Source organism: Aulosira sp. FACHB-615, from assembly GCF_014698045.1.
Taxonomy (GTDB): Bacteria; Cyanobacteriota; Cyanobacteriia; order Cyanobacteriales; family Nostocaceae; genus Nostoc_B.
Window position 1 is genome coordinate 13,247 of sequence record NZ_JACJSE010000041.1, and the last position, 23,267, is coordinate 36,513.

At 41.8% G+C, this 23,267-nt stretch carries 15 protein-coding genes; 9 read left to right on the forward strand and 6 right to left on the reverse strand.

Annotated elements, in window-relative coordinates; genetic code table 11:
- The first annotated feature begins 204 nt into the window (after positions 1-204).
- Positions 205-1,065 carry a DUF4351 domain-containing protein gene (locus tag H6G77_RS31815; RefSeq protein WP_190873708.1) on the forward strand — a complete coding sequence of 287 codons (861 nt, stop codon included), beginning with the start codon at positions 205-207 and terminating at the stop codon, positions 1,063-1,065.
- Positions 1,066-1,089: 24 nt separating this feature from the next.
- Here the strand turns inward: H6G77_RS31815 and H6G77_RS31820 are convergent, their stop codons facing one another.
- The 4 genes from H6G77_RS31820 to H6G77_RS31835 all read right to left on the reverse strand — a co-directional run bounded on the left by H6G77_RS31820 (position 1,090) and on the right by H6G77_RS31835 (position 8,614).
- Positions 1,090-2,580: an HlyD family secretion protein gene (locus H6G77_RS31820; RefSeq protein ID WP_190873709.1), complete on the reverse strand. Its 1,491-nt coding sequence runs from the start codon at positions 2,578-2,580 to the stop codon at positions 1,090-1,092.
- A gap of 46 nt (positions 2,581-2,626) precedes the next feature.
- Positions 2,627-4,843: a peptidase domain-containing ABC transporter gene (locus H6G77_RS31825; RefSeq protein ID WP_190873710.1), complete on the reverse strand. Its 2,217-nt coding sequence runs from the start codon at positions 4,841-4,843 to the stop codon at positions 2,627-2,629.
- A 51-nt stretch (positions 4,844-4,894) separates the two neighbouring features.
- Positions 4,895-8,197, reverse strand: coding sequence for a type 2 lanthipeptide synthetase LanM family protein (locus H6G77_RS31830; protein ID WP_190873711.1), 3,303 nt, complete (start codon positions 8,195-8,197; stop codon positions 4,895-4,897).
- Between the two features lie 174 nt (positions 8,198-8,371).
- On the reverse strand, positions 8,372-8,614 hold the full coding sequence (locus H6G77_RS31835) for a mersacidin/lichenicidin family type 2 lantibiotic (RefSeq protein WP_190873712.1): 243 nt from the start codon (positions 8,612-8,614) through the stop codon (positions 8,372-8,374).
- A gap of 493 nt (positions 8,615-9,107) precedes the next feature.
- On the opposite strand from H6G77_RS31835, the gene H6G77_RS31840 reads away from it, so the two are divergent.
- From H6G77_RS31840 to H6G77_RS31870, 8 genes are all read left to right on the forward strand, one after another.
- Entirely contained in the window at positions 9,108-9,659 is a 552-nt protein-coding gene (locus H6G77_RS31840) for a hypothetical protein (protein ID WP_190593184.1), read from the forward strand.
- 498 nt (positions 9,660-10,157) lie between these two features.
- On the forward strand, positions 10,158-11,933 hold the full coding sequence (locus tag H6G77_RS31845) for an XRE family transcriptional regulator (RefSeq protein ID WP_190873713.1): 1,776 nt from the start codon (positions 10,158-10,160) through the stop codon (positions 11,931-11,933).
- Positions 11,934-11,942: 9 nt separating this feature from the next.
- On the forward strand, positions 11,943-13,370 hold the full coding sequence (locus H6G77_RS31850; protein WP_190873714.1) for a DUF1822 family protein: 1,428 nt from the start codon (positions 11,943-11,945) through the stop codon (positions 13,368-13,370).
- Positions 13,371-13,442: 72 nt separating this feature from the next.
- Positions 13,443-15,773 (forward strand): CHASE2 domain-containing protein, encoded by a 2,331-nt coding sequence (locus tag H6G77_RS31855; RefSeq protein WP_190873715.1) that lies wholly within the window; start codon positions 13,443-13,445, stop codon positions 15,771-15,773.
- Complete coding sequence (locus H6G77_RS31860; RefSeq protein ID WP_190873716.1) at positions 15,770-16,585, forward strand: DUF928 domain-containing protein; 816 nt, start codon at positions 15,770-15,772, stop codon at positions 16,583-16,585. The genes H6G77_RS31855 and H6G77_RS31860 overlap by 4 nt, the downstream gene beginning before the upstream one ends.
- Positions 16,582-16,704: a hypothetical protein gene (locus H6G77_RS36415; protein WP_277880711.1), complete on the forward strand. Its 123-nt coding sequence runs from the start codon at positions 16,582-16,584 to the stop codon at positions 16,702-16,704. The genes H6G77_RS31860 and H6G77_RS36415 overlap by 4 nt, the downstream gene beginning before the upstream one ends.
- Before the next feature lie 449 nt (positions 16,705-17,153).
- Entirely contained in the window at positions 17,154-17,723 is a 570-nt protein-coding gene (locus H6G77_RS31865; protein ID WP_190593179.1) for a hypothetical protein, read from the forward strand.
- 400 nt (positions 17,724-18,123) lie between these two features.
- Positions 18,124-20,367 (forward strand): GAF domain-containing protein, encoded by a 2,244-nt coding sequence (locus H6G77_RS31870; protein ID WP_190873717.1) that lies wholly within the window; start codon positions 18,124-18,126, stop codon positions 20,365-20,367.
- 178 nt (positions 20,368-20,545) lie between these two features.
- On the opposite strand, the gene H6G77_RS31875 is transcribed toward H6G77_RS31870, so the two are convergent.
- Positions 20,546-21,946, reverse strand: coding sequence for a Dyp-type peroxidase (locus H6G77_RS31875; protein WP_190873718.1), 1,401 nt, complete (start codon positions 21,944-21,946; stop codon positions 20,546-20,548).
- Between the two features lie 455 nt (positions 21,947-22,401).
- A complete protein-coding gene (locus H6G77_RS31880) occupies positions 22,402-22,854 on the reverse strand; it encodes a hypothetical protein (RefSeq protein WP_199331718.1) in 453 nt (150 codons plus the stop codon).
- Between the last annotated feature and the right edge of the window lie 413 nt (positions 22,855-23,267).

Here is a 23,267-nt window from a genome sequence, read left to right on the forward strand (position 1 = left end):
TTTTGGAGGGGGTTTGGGGGACGCAACCGTCCCCCAATCGGGGGCGTGGGGGAGAATCCCCCAAATCTTAACTCATGGTCTGATAGTTAAGCAATTGAAGTAGTATGACAACTAGCTGGCGCGGTTTTTAGCTACCTTGTAGTGAGTGCGATCGCCTGATATATATGATGATTACTGATCACAGTTAAACTTAAAAATTATCCAGTGGCAAAAGCAGCAGATATCGGCAGTAAAAGATTAATTAGCCTCGCGCCTAATGCTTGGGCGCAATGGGTAACACAACTTCCAGATGTCGTGGCTCAGGAAATTCTGAGTGCTGAATTTCAATGGATTAGTCGGGAAACAGATGTGCTAATCAAAGCATACAGCGAATCCTGTGGAGATTTTTTAATTCTCAACGAGTTGCAGTTGCGTTACCCAAAAAATATGCCTCTCCGTATGAGGGCTTATACAGCCTTAGCAGAAGAAAAATATCAACTACCGATTTATCCAGTACTCATCAATATCTTGCCTCCTCCATCCACAATCACTGTTGTGAGTAGTTACCAATCCGAGTTTTTGGGACTAAGAGTAATTCAAGACTATCACGTGATTAACTTGTGGGAAGTAGACGCAGAGATTGTGTTTAGCCAACCATTACCCTCACTATTGCCATTTGTGCCGATTTTACGAGGTGGTGCAGAAACATCAGTTGTACAACGTGCATTACAGCAACTCCGAACCTCAGAACAATTTAATCAGTTAGAACCATTGTTAGCATTTTTTGCTAGTTTTGTACTAGACATACCTTTAGTCCAACAAATTATGAGGTGGGATATGACAGTATTACGTGAATCACCTTGGTATCAAGAAATTCTTACAGAAGGACTACAAAAAGGAATACAACAAGGTGTACAGCAAGGTGCGAGAAGACAGTTAATACAGGTATTGCAACTGCGTTTCGGTACAATTCCCCAAGAAGTGCAAGACCGGCTGGAAGATCAGAGCATTGAACAACTAGAAAATTTAATGGCTGCGGCGATCGCTGTCAACTCTGTAGATGAATTTCTTCAGAACCTTCCTTAACAAAAACTCTGCGGACTTCGGCGGTTAAACATCGGCAATTAACCGAGCTTTCCTGAGCAAAAACTTCAAAACTGTTTCTTTTTGGGAAATAATATCGGCTCTACCTTGCATTCCCGCTTGAATATGACATAGGTGCTGGTTTCTACCAAAACTAAAACTGTTGGGGATGATTGTCACCTCGTAAACAGCAGAAACAGGATTATTGGCAACGGTGGACACAACTTGATTTCCTGAAGGTTTGATTGTATCTTCAGAAATTTGACTAACAACACCTTTAAGAGTACCGTAATCGGGATAAGGACAGGCAGACACCCGCATCTGGACTTCTTGATTTTTGGCTAATTTACTGACATCATCAGGAGCGACGGCAGCTTTGATGACCAAAGGAGCATTGCTAGGGACAATTTGAGCAATTTCTTCACCCTGACGCACCGATTGACCAGGATTTCGCAGATTGAGTTGCGCGAGAATCCCGGTTTCGCTGGCGGTAATTTTAGTTTGGCTGAGATCCATAACCACTTGTTGTAGTTCCCTGGTGTCGCGCTGGATCTGATTTTTCATTTGTAGTTGCTGTTGTAACAAAGCTTGCAATTCACGGTTGAGAGTGGCGAGAGTAGCTTGTCCACCGGCAATTTCTTGAGCAATCGTCTCTTGTGCGATCGCTACTTCCGCATCAATCGGATTGAGTGCAGCTTGAGCGCGGCGCAGTTTGGCTTGTTCGGCGACTACAGTTTGTTGTTGTTGGGCAATAATTTGCTTTTGTGCTTCTACCGCCGCTTGTCGCATCTCAATCGCTTGTTTTTGTTGAGCCACATCTAACTGTACTTCCTCTAATTGATTCAAAGACAAAACACCCGCTTGAACTATCTTTTGATAGCGATCGCGTTTAGCTTCCGCCGCACTCATGGCTATCTTTGTTGACTTCAACTGAGCATCAGCCCCACGTAATTCTATCTGGGCTTTGTACCATTCATTTTGCGCTCTGTTTAAATTTGCCTGGGCTGCGGCTACTTCTGCTTGGACAGTAATTTGCTGTTCTCGATAGTTGCGTTGGGCGCGATTAAATCCAGCTTGCGCCGAACTCACTAAACGATTTTTGCGGTCAGTTTCCGCTTGAATTTGGCGATGGAGAGCTTGAATTTGAGCATCAATTTGTTGTAATTGTAATTGCGCCTGTTGGATGTTGCCTTGCAGTTGGCTTTTTTGAGTTTGTAAGCGGGAATCATCTATTGTCGCCAGCACATCTCCTTGATTCACTGCCTGGTTTTCTTTAACCAAAACATTGGTTATCTGCCCAGTCATCGCCGCTTGGACAAGCCGTAATTCTCCCGTAGGTCGGACGATCGCCTGTCCTAGTACAGTGACTCTGTATTCGATGATCGAAGATAAAGCGATCGCACCCCCCACAGCACCCACAAGTATCAAACTGCCAATTTTCACCCAATTACTCAACGGTGGCAGAAATTCATGGTCTTCCACTGGGGGCAAAGAGTCTGCATTAAACTGACTAAGCATAACAGTATTCCTGATGAAGAGTGCTGAGTACTGAGTACGGTAGAAATTAGCGAATGCTACTGGGGAAACTTGCATTCGGATAACAGTGGCAAGAATTTTTACTAACTGATAAATTCCCAGCATCAAGAAAATCTAAATGCTCTCCGGCTTGATGACACAAAGCCTCTGGAGAACCTTGAATTTTTAATTTTCCTTGTTCCAACATCACAATCCAATCAGCTTGCTGAATAACCTTGGGACGGTGACTAATTAAAATAGTGGTTTGACCTTGACGATGAGCGAGTAACTGATTTAAGACTTGAGCTTCACTCACTGGGTCAAGTGCGCCCGTCGATTCATCTAAAATTAACACTGGCGGGTTATTCACAATCGCTCTAGCAATGGCTAACCTCTGCCGTTGTCCCCCTGAAAGATTCGCCCCGAATTCTCCTAATACGGTTTGATATTTGTCGGGGAGATTGCTAATAAATTCATCAGCCCCAGCAATTTGACAAGCTTTGACAATCTGTTCAAAGCTAATATGAGGTGAACCTAAACGGAAGTTTTCAATAATTGACCGACTCCAAAAGTGTGCATCTTGCGGTACTAGCACCACTTGTTGACGGAAACAGTCTAAAGAAAGATCATCTAAATTATAAATACCAAAGCGAATATTACCCGACTGGAGTTGATATAAACCTGCAATCAATTTTGCCAAAGTGCTTTTACCACAGCCAGATTTACCAATTAAAGCAATAACCTGACCCCCAGGAATTGTCAGCGAGAAATCTTGCAGTAGTTCCACTCTCCCAGGATGATGAAAATTGAGGTTGGTACAGGTGATATCTGCATTGCCTGGAATGTTTACCCAAGGCTTTTGATTATGGTCTAAAGTTTCTGGGGTCGCATCAATAACTTCTGTGAGCCGTTGGGTAGCAGTTTTGGCACGGGTAAATTCGTCAACAAAATCGATAGTAGTTTGAATAAAGTTGGTAAAATTAGCATTCATACTATTAAAAGCTAAAAGCATCCCAATAGATAATTCTTGCTGAATAACTAAACTGCTACCAAACCAAATTAAAGTAATACTGCCAATGCTGGATATTAAATTAGAAAATATGCCGTTAACAATACCAATTTGCATAGTGCGGAAAGTCAAGTTAGCGAGGCGACTAAATCGACTTTGAAATTCTTCCCAGAATTGCGGAGCCGCAGTAGTAGTTTTTAGGGTAATAGCACCTTTAAATGTTTCTACCAAAACACCTTGATTTTCGGCGGATAACACTAGAACACTGCGAATTTTTTGTTGTAAGGTGGGTAAAAAAACTACTGTAGATAGGGTCATCAAGAGAGCGATCGCCCCAGCTAATACTGTAAGCTTAATACTGTAAAACAGCATGAAACCTAAAGATACTAAAGCGATAAAAAATTGGCTAGGTAGACTGACAACAACTTGCGAAATTAATTGGTTAATTTGTTGAATATCTTCTAGGCGACTGACAATTTCACCACTGCGCCGAGATTCATAGTAGCTTAAAGGTAAGCGTAAAATCTGCCTGCCAAATTCTAAAATTAGTCCTAGTTGTAACCGTTGCGAAAAATGGGCGACCAGATTTGATTGTGCCAACCGCAAACTACTACTAACTAAGTGCATCACAATCACAGCAATGGCAACACTAGTTAAGAGTTGCGTATCTCCCCGCACCAGCACATCATCGGTAAGAATTTGCAACAAAAAGGGCGAAGCAAGGGAAAGTAAACCTAAAACCGAATTGAGTAATAAGGTTTGGCTTAGAATGCCGCGATAAGGGGCAACACGCCGCAGAAAGCGACCAAAACCGCCAATTTTCTCTGGTTCATCTTCCTGGGTAAAAAAGCGCACTGGATCTGGCTCCAGCAGCAGCATAACTTTGTTTGTCCATGCTTCTAAAAACCACTTTTTTTCTAGATAACGGATACCTGCACCTGGGTCAGCAACGACGTATTTATTACCTTGTTGTCCGTAGAAAACCACCCAATGATAGCCTTTCCAGTGGATAATCGCGGGTAAAGGCAGGGTGATTTCGTTGAAAGTCTCCAGAGGTACTTTTACGGCTCGTGCATTGAAACCCAGAATTTCTGCGCCTTGTTTCAATCCTAATAAAGTACTTCCTTGCTGTCCTGTCCCGACCGCTTCCCGACAGCGAGTCATGCTAAAGGTTTTACCATAATGTTTAGCCACTGTTGCAAGACTAGCAGCACCGCAGTCTTCTTCACTATGTTGTTGAATTAAGTGGTATTTCATGTTTTCTTTTCCCTGTTCCCTATCACCACGAATGAATTTAATTTTGTCCAACTACTTATTAACTTTGGGCGGTTCTAGTCCCAAAACTGAGGGAACAATTTCTGGTGCAGCGAGGCGGAGTAATTCATAACCAATACCAGCTAGTCCAGTCATCAGTCCTGGTGTCTCAACTCCCAAGGGAACACCACATAGCCAGCCGTGTTGATTGATACCTTCAAGAATGGCAGCAGCCAAGCGATCGCCTTGAGTTTTCCACTGTGGATCATCTAGGGTGAGACTGGCTTGCAACAGTAATTCTAAATTGCCTAAATCTCCGTGACAGAGAGAATGGTTGCTACCAAAGCCCTGGTTGATAGTGGTTTTTAGGGCTGTGTTAATTTCGGCACGAATTTCTGCATCATCAATGTATGGCAAAGAAAGTAATCGAGCCAAGCCAATACCGGGTGCGCCATGACACCAGGCTGTCATCAAAGCTGGTTGGGAATCACTAACATCTTTTCCGGGAACTTCCAAGTCGCGTAGATCCAGCCAATTTCCTTCCTGGATGGCAAAAAGACTGCGCTCGTAGGCGATCGCCTCCAGTGCGGCTGTGCGAAAACGTATTTCACCAGTTAAGGCGGCTAATTCTAGCAACGCCAAAGCAATTCCGGCTGCACCGTGAGAGAATCCAGCTAGAGGTTTGGTACCGGCGTGACGAATTACCCAACCGATGCCTTTATCCATAGATTGGGCTTTGGTGAGAAGCCTTTCGCCACATTGACGCGCCACCTCGATTATGCGATCGCTGGGTTTATATCTATGCAGGTTAATTAAGCTGATAATACATCCGGCTGCACCGCCGATAATATCTAATTGTTCGTCTTGCTTGATGGCATCGGGGAGAATTTCTAAGAGGGCTACCGCTTCAGTCAATAGCTCTGGCTCCTCCCACAATACTCCTAAATGAGTCAAAGTATAAATCACACCTCCCCAACCGCTAAATCCACCAATTAACTTGAGAAATGATTTACCTAGCTGAGTCTGTTGTTGTAATGTCTTCAGTGCAGATTTTGCCAGCTTTATGTAGCGTTCCTGTTTAGTGACAGCACCAAGGTAGGCGAGGAAAAGCGCCACCCCAGCCACACCACCATAAAGATCCAACCCCAAGGGAATTAGAGATAATTGACTGGTGATGGTAGGTGTTAAACCAATCCAAGTTACATGATTTTTGTCGCGCAGTGCTAGTTCTTCTAAGCGATCGCCAATTACTTGAGCCGCCGTTAATAGCTGTTCCCGGTTAATCGCAGTCTGAGATTTGATCGCAGAGTAACTGGGGTGAGACGCTTGCTGCTCGACGTTGAGCGCCAGGGTGCTTAAGGAAGCGCGAATATACCATATTTGTTGTTTGAGATCAGTTTCGCTGAGTTGTTGCAGACAGCGTTGAACTGCGATCGCACTTGGTTCTTGGAGAAAGTTGGCGATGCGGACATGAGAACTACTCCACATATCTCGTGAATTGGGATGAGTAACAAACAGTGGAATATCACCATTTTGTAAATCTGCTTGTTCAAAGGCGATCGCTCTAGCTATATCTGGGTAACTTTTGACCTCAGCCCACAGTCTGTCAAAGTAGCAATCCCGATCCAAAGCGTTGCGTAGAATGTCGGGATGAAAACTCTCCATAAACAACAGTCCATAAGTTCGCGTTGGACGCAGGATAACTCGCACTTCATCGTTAGCGAACCAAGTAAGTGGACTATTTTCTGTTAGTAACTCATCGCGGTGTTGTAACAACAATCCATAAATTTTGGTGAATCCAGAAATGAGAAATTCTATATAATCTAAGGCATGAATTTCTTGACCATTGAGCGTTGGTCGATGTTGCTGTCCTAGCATTTCCATTTGCTGGCGCTGGAGTTGCATTTCATCTGTACCTACACCTTGCCAGTAAGGAAGACGGTCTGGTGTTAGCTGTTTGCCTACCGTGCCTAAACCACTCAGATCAATGCCTCCAGACTCAGCGTTTGCCCAGGCGCGATAGGGTAGTAGTCCGACGCGCAAAACTGAGTCATACATAATATTATTGGCAAACTGATGTACTTGGTGGCGATCGCCTTCTTCCAGACGCGGATGAAAAAGTGCCTCCAAGTCAATTAAAACTGGATGTTCCCCCACTGCAATCAAATTCTCAAAGTGAAAATCTCTGGCTTCTAGAACGTAAAGTAATGCCAGATATCCCCCCATACGCTGGTAGAATCGCTCAACTTCGGCTGAGGAGGAACAGTTTTGCATTTCCACAAACTCAACCCAGCCGTATGTACCTTGATTGAGAACTTTCAGCGTGCGGAATGCTGGCAGATCGCTGCGTTGATTTAGCCAAGTTAAAAACTCTTGAAAATGAATATCTATAGATAATGATTTCGGCTTATAAACCAGTTGCCAACCAGAACTAAATTTGGCAATGGACACACTGCGTCCACCTCTGTGGCGATCGCCTACAGTCATGTCTAATGCTATCAATAATCCTGGATTTTGATCAGGGCTAAAAGTAGTTTTAATTGCTTGCCAATCAGAGCATAAATGATGCAGAAATTCTAAACTAAATGTTACCCATTGTTCGATGCAAGTTACAAGTTGACGAGCTAAAACCGGATACTCTTGCAACAAGTTGAACGCTGTTTCAGGTTGGTGTAATTGTGTTAAGAAGCTTTGGAATCTTTCTTTGGGTGTTTCCCCTTGGAGATTGCCTTGCAGACGGGCAACGTTGAGTTCTAATACCATTGTCCGGCTTAACATTGCCAGTAACTTTTCTGGTAAATTGGCAAACAGCAATTCTACAATCGTGCTGGAAACAAAAGGTAAATCAGATTGCGTGGCAATTAACGCAGCGATACCTGCTTGCAAACGATCGCATCCTTGGCTAATTAATGGTGCGATCACATCCAAAAAACCACTCATTTCTGCATTTTGCAATTTCTGGGGAAGTGGCGGTAAATTAGCAGCAACCGGGTGAGCAAAGGCTGAGATGATATCTGTTAACCATTGTGGGGTGTGGGGATAACGTTCTCGTACTGCCTCAATCGGTTCACCAAGTAAGTTGAAAAATTCCTCTGCACTGATGCCATTACTTGCTAAACGTTGAGCGAAGTCAGCTTGATCAGCAAAACTAGATTGTGACTGCCATTTTTGTACACGCCGCGCGGCAAGTTCAGCATCAACTTTTTTAGAGCTTAACTGTTTTTGAATACGCTCAGATAAAGTGATAGCCTGATACCAAGTAGAAGATATTGTGCTGGATTGGTTGATTTTATTAGCTAAGTTTATTTCGTACTTTTTATCTGTTAATGTACGTATATTATTATCTGCTGTTGACATAAGTTTCCCTGAAATTAAAACCTAAATAAGATATTTTCACCGGGAGAAATCGGAGTATTGTTTAAGATGTAATTGGGCAGGTTATATCCTACCCAATCTTGTTAGTAATTGACGCAGGAATTAAGTGCGATCGCCTGATTTCTATCTCAAGCAATCACATTCAGCCTCATACTATCAGGTTGTCAAACCGCCATTGTCACAGCCTGTACAACCGTACTGGGGTGTAAGTCTTTCACAGACACGTCCACAAGTCCCTGTAAATAGTGAACAACCACCCCCGGATAAAGCATTGGATTCTGCATCGGGAAGTTCAATCAAACCTGCTGGGTTTTCAGGTAATTGAGAACGTTGTTCATCACTCAAACTGTTGCGGTAGTCTTCATCTTTCCAAGCGCGAATAATGTCAAAGTTAGACATGGTTTTTCTCCTTAATTTAAATGACGTAAAATGTTGAATGAACAAGGCACAAGTAAAAAGCCAAAAGCCAAAGAAAGAAAAAGAATAATTGTTATAAGCACCTAAATTTATTTATGGTGATTATCTTTTTAATTTTTACTTCTTACTTTTTACTTCTTAAAAAGGTGTTTACTTAACGATGTGATGAGCGACAGTGAATTTAACTCGCTTCCTTTACATCGTTGCGTTTGAACCCTTTCATTAGAGTTAATGGGATAGGCTTTTTTGATTTATGTACTTATCCCTGAGTTATAAATGTTTTTGTAGCCAGTAAAATTGCTGAAATTACTACCCTGATTGGGTTGTAGTGATTATTTTTTTTGTTAACAATCCTTTACAAAGGGCTTTTTTTAACTGTGAATTGCTGGAAGTGCATAAATTAGCAAATCCTATCCCAATAACCAAATCAAAGGGTTCAAACCCCAAATAACAATAACTAGTCAAAGGATTTCTTATGTTTATCTCAAAAAACTTCTTAGCAGCCGCCACCATTGCCGCGTCCTTGATTGTTCCTAGTGTTGCATCAGCCAATGATCGGGATATACTAGCGACAACTGTCCCTGCTACCGCCTGTCGCCCAAATAGTGACAGTGGGGATGCGTCAGTTGTCATCTCGAACGGAGCTTATGTTTTCAATGGCTCTGCTACTGGTACAGTCACCCTTTACTGTCCACTGCCAATTAACGCCAACACACTAGTTGATTTTTCCAACGACAACGATATCTCCAGATACCGAGTCTATTATCGAGATAGTGACGGAATCGGAACGGCATCGGAAATTAAGGTAAACCTTACCTACCGAGACGCTAATGGTTTGACACCAGTCGGTGGTACATGGAGTTCTAATGGGTTCAACATCATAGATAATACAACCCGATTTGTGGATCTGATCCACGATGTAGGTTTGGACAGACTTTACTCATTCGTGGTAACTATGCAGAGAACTAACACTACACAAAACCCTGCATTTAGTGGAATTGATTTCCCTGTTATCGCACCACTGTAGACTGTGCGTCTCAAAAGCTAATTATCAAGCTGATAAATTTGAGGGGAACAGGCTAAATCATCTGGCTAAAATCTGTTGCCCTCATTTTTTTATTACTCCTTGAACGGTGACAATTTTGCTTGAATTACAAAATTGTTGTCTCTTCCATGAAAATAATATGGAAAAATAAAATCAAGTTCTCCTAAAAAAGTAACACTTACGCAAAAATCATCTGCAACTTTCATTTTTTGGTGTTGTGCTAGTTGCTATGACTTTGACAATCAAAGCAACGCACTGGCTTTTCTGTGTTTAGTCTTCTGTTACTAGTACAACGCGGCGGAAATAAAGATACCATCTCAAGTTAGTGAAAAGCTTTTGATATAAGCTTTTTGACTTTTGACTTTTGACTTTTGACTTCCGCGTAGCGGCACTAGTGCGTAAGTTCTGAAAAGCTCTGTTAAACTAGCTTCTTGCGCTCAAGGAGCAAGCTACTAAACATTAAGCGGAAAATCTCTGCAAATGAATGATCAATTCTGGACTTTGTATGACTTTACAGAAACTAGTGGTTATCCTCCTTTCAAACGGTTAATTCAAAATCGTTTGCGAGAGAGAATAGAAAAACTGGTGCGGTTGCATCCCCAATGGGGTGAGAGCGACTATGTGGATCATTTTGTTACAATTCTCAATGATGATTCCCAAGCGGAAACAGAGAAAAAGTTAGCTCACTGGCACTTATTAGCTTACTTCGATCGCGATCGCTGTTACCTCATTTGGCGCAATTGGTGTCGTTTGCCGTTTTACGCTGCTTATGCCGAAAATTTATATGCTCTGACTAACGAACACCTGTGTAACCGCGAAAAATTACAGCAATATCTCAATAAGTACAAAACTAATGACAATAGTGGTGCAAGTCTCAAAACCTATATCTTAGGGGTACTGAGAAATGTCACTCGTGAGCATATCAATTGGGAATCACCCTGGCATCTATTATGCGATGTTGATATTAATAGTCGCAGAAAATTGCAAACCGCAGCCGAACGCCTGAAAGCAGCATTGCAAAGCACTGGTAAACAGGAACCAGAAATTTCCCAATATCTTTTTGCTTGGCAATATTTTATTCCTGTTTACAAAAACAACCGCGTCTACCATCCTCAAAGACAAGGCGGGGGAAAATGGCCAGAACCAGAATTTTCAGATTTTGTCCAAACGGCTAAAGATTATAATTCTCAGAGATTTCAACCAGGCGCACCCCTGCAAGTCGCCGTTGGTGTAGCCATCACACCAATCATGATTCAAAAATGGATGAATACCTGTATTGAAGCTTTACAACAATCGGAGCAAATTAAGGAAGTGCCTTACGATGCTAATAGTAATGAACAGCCAGATACAGCCAGTTTCAACTTTTGGGAAGTGGGAGAAACAGAAGCAGAAAACGCAGAATCTTTAGCAGCAGTAGACTTAATTTTGCGTAGCGAACTTGAATTGATTGAGCAGAATTTAGCTAAAATTCGCAGCCAAATTCCCACATCTTACCGTCAGGCTGTGATGCCTTTGTGCTATCCCCATCGCTTGGCGCTGTTAACTCAAGAACAGTTTGCTAGTAGAATGAACGTCCATCAAGGAACCGTCTCGCGCTATATTTCCAAGTATATAGAAACGCCATTATTAGAAAAGTTTCAGGAGTTAACCCGTGAACAGTTGAATCCGACAGCTTATATCACAACATTTTTAAATGAGAAATTTAGCAATTTTAATCTAGTAGCTAATCCCCTTGCCTCTCAATTAATTGCTGCACTTGCAGATTTAGCACCTGAGTTACAACAAATCATTAAACTTAAATATGGTCAAAAACTGAATATTACTGAGCTAACTAAAATTATTACTCAGAATAAATCTCTTACTCAAGAAGAAGTAACACAAAAACTAATTATAGCTGAAGATGAATTACAGAGCAATTTCTTAAATATCCTCAAGCAATGGCAAAATAACTATATCAAATCATGGCTAAAAAACTATTATCAAAATTTAATTCAAGCTGAATTATTAAAATCGTTTACCCAATTAGAATCACCATCCCAAGAAATTTTATGGCAAAAATATGCTCAAAAAATCCTCAAATCTAATAGTGATGCTCAAACAATTACTACAGCTAAACAGCAGTTGCAGCGTTCTTTTCTCCAGAGGATTGATCAGAAGTTTGGTATTTCTTTAGAAACGGAAATTCAACAAGTTGGAGAAATAATTGAAGATTGGCTATCGACAAACTTGCTCTATCAAGAAATTCAGAGAAGTTGAGGAAGGAAAATGCTGAATTTGCAAAAAATTGCCACGATTTATCCGAATCATATATGCTTGCCGTTATCACCAAAACTGCAAGAAGAAGCTTGGCAGCAATCTCAAGCTCATACTAATGCCGCAGCTTGCTGTCAAGCTTATCTTAATTATCTGTGTTTCAAGTCTTTTGTACCTTGGTTAGAGGCTTGGTTAGCAGAAGAAGATGCTAATGTGAACATCAATAATATTATTGCCGCCAATACTTGTAACTCCCTGTGGGAATTTGTGAATGGAACTCCTATTGATTTAGGTGACATTAGATTAGTTTTAATTCCCAGTGAAACGAGTGATTTAGAGGAATTTGTTGTTCCCGGCGAGTGGGTTGATATTCCTAGCTGGCGAAAAGATTATTATCTGGCTGTGCAGATTAATTTAGGTGAGCCTGAGCAATCTTGGCTGCGGTTGTGGGGATATGTCAGCTATCAAAAATTGAAGAGTCGGGGGATATATGATCAGGGCGATCGCTCTTACTATATTAATCAGGCTGTCTTGACGGAAGATATCACACAATTGCTCCTCCTGCCCCAACCAGATTCTCGTCCCCAAACAGCAGCGCCACCGCAGTTATCTACAGCAGTAGTGGCAGATTTATGCACACAAATCAGTAATCCTGATTTATACTCCCCTAGATTAGCGGTAACATTTGAACAATGGGCAGCATTGCTAGTCAATGAAGAGTTGCGGCAAAAACTCTACCAGCAACGGTTATCACTGCCGAATTTAGCTGTCGTCAACTTGCGTCAGTGGTTACAAATGGCTGACAGTATGATTGCAGAAATTTGGCAAGCGGTAGAGTCAGTTTTAACACCACCAGAATTCAGTGCTGTGCGGGGTGCGGAAGAGCAAGTTTCTGTGGAAGCGATCGCGCCAGTAATTCGCCTCCTCAAATCCAATCGCCCAGAAAAAGAACGCGCTCAAGCCGCCGGGGTGTTAGGACAAATTGGTGTCGGTCATCCAGAGGCGATCGCGGCGTTGGTAGAATTGTTACAAGTTGCCCAGGATGAGGAAACCCGTTGGGAAGCGGCTTTAAGTTTAGGCAAAATCGCCCCTGATCATCCCCAAGCCGGCATCAGTAAAGCCCGATTGATTGATTTGGGCTTGCAATTGGCGGGTTGTCAAATGGCTCTGGTTGTCACTATTCGTCCCAAAACAGAATCAAAAATCGGAGTGCGGTTACAAGTGCAGCCAATCAACCAGCAACATCAACTACCACCCCATCTGACACTGAGCGTAATTGCTGGTGGTGAAACTCGTTTGCAAGCAGAAACAAGAAGTGACGAACAAGGCGCAGGGAAAGACAAAATTCTGCAATTGGGTTTTAGTCCCCCGCCAGGAACTCAATTCCAAGTGCAGGTAACTTTGGATAAAGTCAGCGTGAGTGAGACTTTTATTGCGTGAACAAATTAGACGATATTATTGTGTTAATCTTTGCGTCTCTGCGTAAGACAAAAAATTAACTGGAAAGCAGCGATGAGCAGGGTAGCAGTTCTCAAAATTGGTAGGGGAGATTTTGCTCAAGGGTTTGAAGTATCCCTAGAACTGAGGGAAGATGGCGGTTCTTCGGTGGGGGAAATTGAAGGTAGGTTGGGAGCTAATACTGAGATTGAAGGCTTGTATTTTTTGTGGCAACAATCTTTTCGGAATCTCACTGCGATTGCCCGCTATGATGGTTGGGAAATTGAGGAAAGCTTACCGACGAATCGCGCAACTAAGGAAATCGCGGCTGACTGTTGGCAAAGAATGAGACAAGTAGAAACCAACCTCAATCAATGGTTGCAAGCATCGGGGGAAGTCGGTTGGCAAAAAATTCGGGAAAGGTTGAGTAAAGAGTTAGCCAGTCAGCCGGATACTCTGCGGTTAGCGATTAAAGCCAAGGAAGTAATGTTATGGAAGTTACCTTGGCATACCTGGGATTTACTAGCAAGTTATCCAAATGTCGGTGTTAGCTATAGTCCGATAGAATATGAAGCTTGGGAAGTTGGGAAACAGCAAACGCCACGCGATCGCGTCCGGTTGCTGGCAATTTTTGGTGATCATCAACACCTAGATTTAGAAGCAGATCGTCAGGCGATCGCCAATCTTCCACAAACAGAATCAGTTTTTTGTCATCAACCCCAAGGGCGAGAATTAATTACCCAACTCCGAAATCCCCAAGGCTGGGATATTTTCTTTTTTGCTGGCCATAGTCAGACTGTAGAACAAAGAGGCCGCATTAGTCTTAGTACTAGAGAAAGCATCGAAACTGAGCAATTTAAACATGCTTTTCGGGAAGCGATGCAAAAAGGGTTAAAGATTGCCATTTTTAACTCCTGTGAAGGTTTGGGACTAGCGCAACAGTTAGCTGATTTACACGTCCCGGTGATTATTGTTATGCAAGAGATTGTCCCCGATGTCGTTGCTCAATCGTTTCTCAAAGAATTCTTGCGGGAATATGCGGCGGGACAAACTTTATACACTGCTGTGCGCCGCGCTCAAGAACGACTAGAGGAATTTACGGATTTACCGGGGGCGACTTGGCTACCGATGATTTACCAAAATCCCGCCCAAGTAACACCGACTTGGAAAGATTTGCGGCCGATCAGCCTTCCTAATTACCGTCGTCGGCTAGACTGGAAAGATTTGCAAGATATCTTGGTACGGAGTTTACTGGCGACTGGCTTAATTATGACATTGCGGTTTTTAGGTGGACTCCAGCCGATAGAATTGTGGGCTTTTGATTTATTTATGCGCTTACAACCAGATAGCGGAATTGATGAGCGTCTTTTGATTGTCCAAGTTACAGAACAAGATATTCAAGAGCAAGGGCGGTATCCTTTGAGCGATCGCGTAATTTGGCAAACCCTAGAGAAACTCCAGGCCTATCAACCCAGAGTGATTGGCTTAGATATTTACCGCGATTTACCAGTGGAACCGGGACACCGGGAACTAGCCGCCCACATCCCGAAAAACTCCCGGCTGGTAACAACTTGCGAAGTCAGCAAACCAGAGTCGAACACTGATAAATTTGGTGTTGCACCTCCCCCTACTAGTCCGCCAAGCAATGTGGGTTTTAGTGATTTTGTAGTGGAATCAGATGGCATAATCAGGCGTTCTTTGTTACATATAGATCCAGGAAATTCCCGGTGTCAGTCTTCATTTGCCTTCAGTGCCAAATTAGCCTGGCGTTACCTCGATTTTGAGGGCATCAAACCACAAGCCACATCAGAGGGCAACTTGCAGCTTGGCTCGACTGTTTTTCAGCCTTTGGAAAATCATACTGGTTTTTATCACAACATTGATCCGCGTGGTCATCAAGTTTTACTCAATTACCGTTCAGCGCAAAAAGTTGCCAGGGAAGTTACCTTAGCCGCCGTTCTCAAAAATGATTTACCACCCCAGTGGGTGAAAGATCGGATTATTTTGATTGGTGTCACAGCACCCTCGATTGGCGATCGCTTTTTTACTCCCTTTAGTAAAGAAGTTGACAAAAAAATGTCCGGTATAGTCATTCACGCCCAAATGGTGAGTCAAATGCTCAGTATCGCTCAACAAGAACGCCCTTTACTAAAGTTTTGGCCCCAGGGTTGGGATGTGATTTGGATCTGGAGTTGGTCACTAATTGGGGGTTTATGTGTTTGGAGATTTGACTCGGTTTTATATCGTCGAGTTTTAGCTGTAACAGCCAGTGTTATCCTTGTTAGTCTGTGTTTTGGCTTCTTCTTGAGCGGTCTTTGTCTCCCAGTGATACCATCAGTATTTGCTTTGGCAATTACCTACGTGATTAAAACTGGTTTAAAGCGGCATTTGGGAGGGAAATCATGATGCGGTTGATAGGATTAGGTTTGGTATGGGTTTTAGCTGTGAATCAGGGAGAAGTTTCATCCCCCATCAAGCAGTCCCAGTCAACACCCTCTAGAATTTCTGCGGTAATTTTTAATCAACCACCGTTATCATCCAGAGGCGCACCGGGAAATCGCCAAGGTGGGGGAACTCGTGACGGTCGCAATTGCACCGCCCTAGATATTAAAGAGCGTCTCACCGCTATAGTTCCGGCTGTGGAATCAGAACCAAAAATGAGCCATGTTTGGGGCTTAACGGTTAGCGCCTCTCCGACACTCTGGTTTTATGTTCCTTACCAGGCCAAAGATATTCAGGGCGCTGAATTAGAATTATGGGACGAAACTAGCCGCGAACAGCGAAATTACAAGCAAATTTATCAAAGAACTTTCACTGTTAAGGAAACACCAGGTGCGATCGCTCTCAGTCTGCCATCCACAGTTAAACTCGAACCAGATAAAAACTATCATTGGTATTTATCCCTAAACATCAATTGTCAGGGTGACAATGAATCAATCAATGTCAATGGCTGGATTCAACGAGTCAAATTTCAACATACTCCTTCCGTGAATCGCCAGCAAGTTATTTTGTATGCTCAAAAAGGCATTTGGTACGATGCTTTAACCCAATTAGCCCAACTCCGCCGCCGCAATCCCCAAAGCAAATCCTTGATGCAAGATTGGCAGAAATTACTAGGAGATGTCGGTTTAAAAGAGATTGCTAACAAGCCTATTGTTTCATGTTGTATGGCAGAAGGCAGGAGGCAGAAGGCAGGAGGCAGGAGGCAGTCCCGATGAAACAAGTTTCATCGGCAAGTATGAAGGTGCGACTAGCATTTTTACTCAATACTCAATACTCAATACTCAGCACTCAGCACTCAGCAGGTAAAAGATTTTGGATTGAATCGGAAATCTAAAATTGATATCATGTCCGGCAAATCATTTATGACTCAGCACATCTGTGCAGAAATAGGACTTACGCAAGAACCCTCTCAAATCCAATACGGTTCAGTTAAGAAAATAAATTAACTGCTACACATAAAACATATCTATTTTTTGGAGGGGGTTTGGGGGACGCAACCGTCTCCCAATCGGGGGTTTGGGGGAGAATCCCCCAAGTCTTGGTTCTTCTGAAATCAATAAGCTGACAACGTTAACTGAACCGTATTGCTCTCAAATCCTCTTAACTTCGTGTCCTTTGCGCTCTTTGCGGTTCGTTTTTTCATGATTTTGCGTAAGTCCTGAGAAAGACAAAACTCTTTCTCCCACTGCTCCCTGCTCCCTGCTTCCTTTTAACAATTTGAACTTTTTTGATTTTTCTCGCGCTGTATAGTAATCTCTACCATGCTTTACTGGCGAGAAGTTCATGTTCTTCACATCTACTAAAAGTCAAGTTGGTTTTATCTTGCAGTGGGCGATCGCTACTTTGGGTGGTTTTTTGATCAGTTTGTGCTGGATTGAAGTCGGGGAAAAGCCAGATGTGGGGGTGGCGCAGGCTTCTTTGGGTGGTTTGGCGATCGCATTTCCCCAAAGTTTACTCATCCGCCATCAAATTTTATCTGGGCGCTGGGTGTTAGCGACTTTGTTGGCTTGGGCAATCATCACGGCTATTGGTGTGGGTGCTGTGGGTTGGATTGTCCCCAATACACCAGCTTTACCCCTAAGAATATTTTGGGGGACAAATTTAGGTGCTGTTGCTGGTTTGATTATTGGCTTCGCACAGTGGACAGCGATTCCCAAGTCTGTAGCTTTGTCATGGCAATGGATATTTGTGAGTGCGATCGCTTGGGCGATGGCTGTACCCATTGGCGCAATTGTGGGAATAGTATTACTCCGGTTAACGCGGTTGTTTTTAGGTGAAGTTGTTGGTTTAGCTATTGCTTGGATTGTTGTTGCCATCTTCACAGGGATCAATGCTTACCGACTATTGCGATAATTTATCATTTCTCATCCAGGCAAAATCATCATGCAATATTTTGTTAATATGCTGTTAATAGCACTGCATATTTAAATAACATTAAGAAATGTAATTTTTGGCAAATATTGCTTTTGAGTATACTTAGATGTATGCAACAATCTTAAATCATTCTTAATAAAAAATGACTAATAAATTTGCATCTGATTGCAAATGCACTCTGATCTTCAAGGAGATATATTTGTTGAGTTGACTGCTATTAAGTTTCCGATATTTCTGATAAGAATAGAAAAAGATCGAAAAATCAGTTGAGCAAAGACAGACAATGCTTTGCTGTAAGCGCAAAAAAGCATTTTTCATCACTTAGCATCATCAGGGGTTGCGCTTAGAGGAGTCATTAATAGCAGACAGGGACTCTCCCATGAATCTAAATCCGGGTGAATCAACCGTTGAGTTGAAACAACAATTGCATTCTCAAATTCTCTTTGATCCAGAATTAGCGAAACACAGTGGTAGTGAACAGTTTTTACTGAGCATCTATAATTCTGTGCAGACATCTATATTTATCGTGGATGTTCTCGACGATGGAGATTTTCGCTACGTAGCCTTAAACCCCACCCATGAACGATGGATTGGCATTAGTTCTGAGAATCTGAAGGGAAAAAAACCAGAAGATATTCTCTCGCCTGATGATGCGGCAAATGTGCGTCAGCATTATGCTGACTGCGTGCGGTTTGGTAAAACCATTTCCTACGAACAATGCTTGCAATTTCAAGGAGTGGCGACTTGGTGGAGTACCACATTAACACCATTGCGAGATGCAAACTCTCGCATTTATCGACTGATTGGCACAAGTAGTAACATCACTCCAGTGAAGCAGGTAGCCCAAGCAAAAGAAATTCAAACAGCCCAAGAACAACTGCTAGAAGCGATCGCTCAATGGATTCGAGAATCCTTAGACTTAGATACATTGCTGCATCAACTTGTTAAAGAACTGCGGCATTGTTTGGGGTGCGATCGCATTTTAGTTTATTGTATGCAGCCTGATGAGACTAACGTAGTCATTGCAGAATCAACAGTCACCCCCAATTCTTGTTTAGGGCAGAAATTCCCCGATCCTAGCTTAATTGGCAAATATCAAGAACGCAGTGGACGCAGTTGCATTCAAATTATTGAAGATATTTACACAGCCGGGTTACATCCTGACCAAGTTAATTTGCTGGAATCCTGGCCTATCAGGGCGAATTTAGTTGTCCCAATTTGGTCACAGCAAAAACTTTGGGGATTAATCACCGCCCAACATTGCCATCAACCCCACCAATGGCAAGAAATCGAAATTGACTTACTCAAACAACTAGCCAATCAAATTGGTATAGCAGTCCATCAAGCCAAACTCCAAGAACAAGTACAGCATTTGCAAACCCAGCTAGAACTACAAAAACAGCAAGCCAATAACTTTCAAACATTAGTGTGTCGCATTACCGAACAAATCCGCGACCATCAATCTACGAACCAGGTAATGCAAACAGCCACTCAAGAACTAACTCAGTTATTTCAACTCCAGTCTTGTTACATTGAAACTTACAATGCTGGTGGAAGTGAAACAACTGTTATCTATGAATACACCACTAGCACCCCGGAATATCAAGGATTAACCCGCCAAGTTGCCGACTTGCCAGAAGTGTATCAGCTATTGTTAGCCAAAAAACATTGGCAATCTTTAGAAATTGTTCCTGGATGGCACCCACAACTAAAGGTTATAACTCAGTTAGCTTGTCCAATCTTTGATAACCAAGGCATTTTGGGTAACTTATGGTTGCATCGACCAAACCAAGAAATGTTTGAGCCACTGGAAATTAGTTTAGTACAACAGGTAGCCAATGAATGTGCGATCGCCCTTCGCCAAGCCAAAACAGCATCCACCACTCAAGCACAAATGCAAACATTAGAACAGCAAGAACGCCGCAAAAACGAATTCTTAAAAACCCTCTCCCATGAACTACGCACACCCATAACCAGCATTAGTCTCGCCGCCCAAACTCTCGAAAGTGTGCTAACCCCAGAAGGCATCCTAGATATCGAAATTGTCCCCCAACTATTGCAGATTTTGCAAAACGAGTGTGGGCGAGAAAGTAAGTTAATCAACGATTTGATGCAGCTTTCTTATCTTGAAACCGAACCAAATATACCCACATTGATCACCATTGACTTACAAACATGGCTACCACCTATTGTTGAGTCCTTTCGTGACCTTTCCCATTGCCAAAAACAAAAATTACACCTCAATATTAATCATCAACTCCCGCCCCTAGAAACAGACATCACCGATTTAGAACGCATAGTCACCGAACTGTTAAGCTATGCTTGCAAAAATACCCCATCAGGTGAAATCATCACCGTCTCGGCTGATTTTACAGTTAATGCAGTGCAACTGAAGATTTGCAATTCCGGCTTAGAAATTCCCGCCAGTGAAATACACCGGATTTTTGAACCATTCTATCGCCTCATGAAAAATGACCCCTGGACATATAGTGGTACAGGCTTAGAAATGGCTTTAGTGCAGAAAATGGTCAAGCATCTAGGCGGTATAATCACAGTAGAGAGTGCAAATCGCCAAACCACCTTCATCATTACATTGCCCAGTTTTGGAATGAGTAATAAGTAATGAGTAATAAGTAATGAGTTATGAGTATTTACTAGGACTTACCCAAGAACTCTCTCAAACTCTTATAACTTCGTTTTCGCCGTTAGGCGTTCTCGTAAGAGTAGCCGAAGAGCGCGTCTACGTCTTCTCATAATTTTGCATCAGTCCTATTTACTCATCACTCATTACTCATCACTCATCAATTACTAGCTATATATTGCAAGGCGGTAATACTAGGTAAAAAACAGTAAGCTCCACCTTTAGTTTTAACAAATCGCTCAAAACTAGTCAGCTTGATAGAAGGTTGGTCGGGAGAGACAGGAATATCGAATTGACTTTGATTACTGTCATTAACACCAAGCAAAGGATCTTGGGCATTTTCAGGCAGAGTAGCAAACTTTCCTTTATTCACCCACTCTTCCATGACAAATTCAAATTGGCGCTCTAGGCTCACACAAATGAATAGTCCTAGTAATCCCCTTTCATAACCATCATTAGGGCAATTAGGGTTATAAGCAGGCCCATAAGGCATTCCCCTACGGAGGAGTCGGTGAATTTTTGTTACCCCTTTTATATTCGCATCACGAGGATTTGTGCGCCGTATGTGTGAACCAATAGGACATTTATATCCTTTTGGGTCTTCCTGAAGATAGTTAAAATTATTAAATTGTTCGTAAGTAATTGGTTTTTCGGGGGGTGAAAGTTGGTCAGCATCTGGAGAAAGGACTAGCGGGACACCATTGCGCCATCGACCACACATTTTAGCTGCTAGTTTTTCTGGCTCAATTTTATCTTTTTGCTCTTGAAGGAACTTTTCAAATCCAGCTACATCCTGTTCCAGCACTCGAAAAGCAGCAAAACTACCATTTAAACCCAACTTATTAGGAGTTGGTATGTAGTAAGGAGCTTTTGGTTCATCTAGTAGGATAAAGTCATAAGCAGGAATCACTGGTTGAGGATCGAGAGATGATGGAAGTCCAGCCTTTGAGGGAACACCTTCTATTTTTGGTTGGGAAATTCCATCGTTGTAACCAAAATGAATGATATCGCTAGGTTTACCTTGCTCATCAGGAAGTTTAGCTCCATCCAAGCAAGATAATTCTTTCAATGCTTGTTTTTCCTGAAAAAGTATTCGCAGTTGATCTGATTGTTGCTCTAATATCTCACTATCTTGAGCATAGAGAGATAGTAAAATATGAGTATTAGATGTTCCTAATCCACCTTTCCAATTTTCAGGAGAGCTTTCTCCAACATCACCTAATTTCTTTGCTATTTCTGGATGATTAGCACCTTTTTTAAAGGAAAGATAATGCTTATCTGAAAAAGATTGATCAACATTTCCAAATTGTAGTGCTTTTAACCCCTCAAAAGTAAATCCAATATTCAAGCAGTAACTCGGTTTTACTTCCCACAATGCAGCAGTAGTAATTTGGGGAATTGATTCATTACCATTTACTAAGTTACCAATAAATTTTTTGGCAGCTTTTGCATCTTGAACCTGAAGGACAAAATGTCTTGCAAAATCCATGTTATAGCCACGGACGATATAACCCTGTATATCACTGAAATCAAGCTGTGTTTGATTTTTACTAATTGTCATATCAACTTTGATTCTTGTTTGATTTCAAAGAGAAATATGCTACTATAGGAATCATGTTTGATTTCTAAAAAAATCAGTACACCCAGATTAAGCTTCTTTCCTACTACCTCCTCCCTGCGTACACAAATAGATTCAGTAATCAAAACGTATCCCTATATTCTTAATATTTAGCTAATCCGAATATCCGTAATACCCTTAGTATTACAGGTCATAAAATTATCACTTCCTTGTGTTAAACCTCATCTAAGTTTGGTTTTCACACCAATAGATGATTATGCTATAAAATCTTAAAAGAATGTTTTTAGGTAAAGATTCTAGCTAATTGCGCTAATATACAACGCTATTTTTTAGAAAACTTTTAAACAGTAAAACTTCTTTTAAAATTATATGAGTAGCCAATTCTTCATCTGTCCTGAATTAGGTTTAGCTGCAAGGAAGTGATAAAAGCGATAATCTTATGATTGAGCTACTAACTGACGGATGTCAACTACATTTAAATTCGGATAAGCACTATACCAGACTTTGACTTCCTGATCATATTTGTGTACATACTGTGCAAAATCTTGAGCATTTTTTTGAACTGGTATTACCTGATCTCCATCTTCTAAATGCTGTAATAGTAAATTAAAAAAATCACCAACTACTGCAACAAAGTCATCAACATATTTTGTAAAATCTCCGTCATAGGCTGTAAAGAGAGCGAATTTAGCATAATACTCTTCTCCTGATTCTGGTGTAACTGGTTCAAGGAACATAAAACGTCCAAAATGTACTGTACCCACTTCATCTAGTGCTGCTCCAAAAGTCCCAGATTCTAAAATTTTCTTGAGAGCTTTATAGTTATCTGCTACTGGTGCTTTGATAGGAGCAACAAAGCTTAATGGACTTTGTTCTGGTTTATTACTCATGCTCATGACTCCTAAGTATTTTCAAAATTTAACGTAAGTGGTTACAAAACTCGCCACATTTATTAGTAGGTGATCTGCACTTTTCTACTTTTTGATGCAGTAATAATAAATTTGAACTTGATAGTGCTGACATAGGTGCATAAAAGCAAACCGATATCTGCGGTACAGACAGCGTTGTTATCCCAGAGCAAATTGTATCCAAACAAATGGACAGAGATTTACGAATTGAATCTCATACTTATTAGTTGGATATGTACACCTAATAGATTTACTGAAATACTACTCAGTAGCAACGTGGTTTTCACACTGTTGCAAGCAATCAACTATCAAGCTGTATTGACTAAATAAACTATATCTTAAGATAGATATATGTCAACTACTTTTAATCTAGATAGATAAGATATCATTATTTT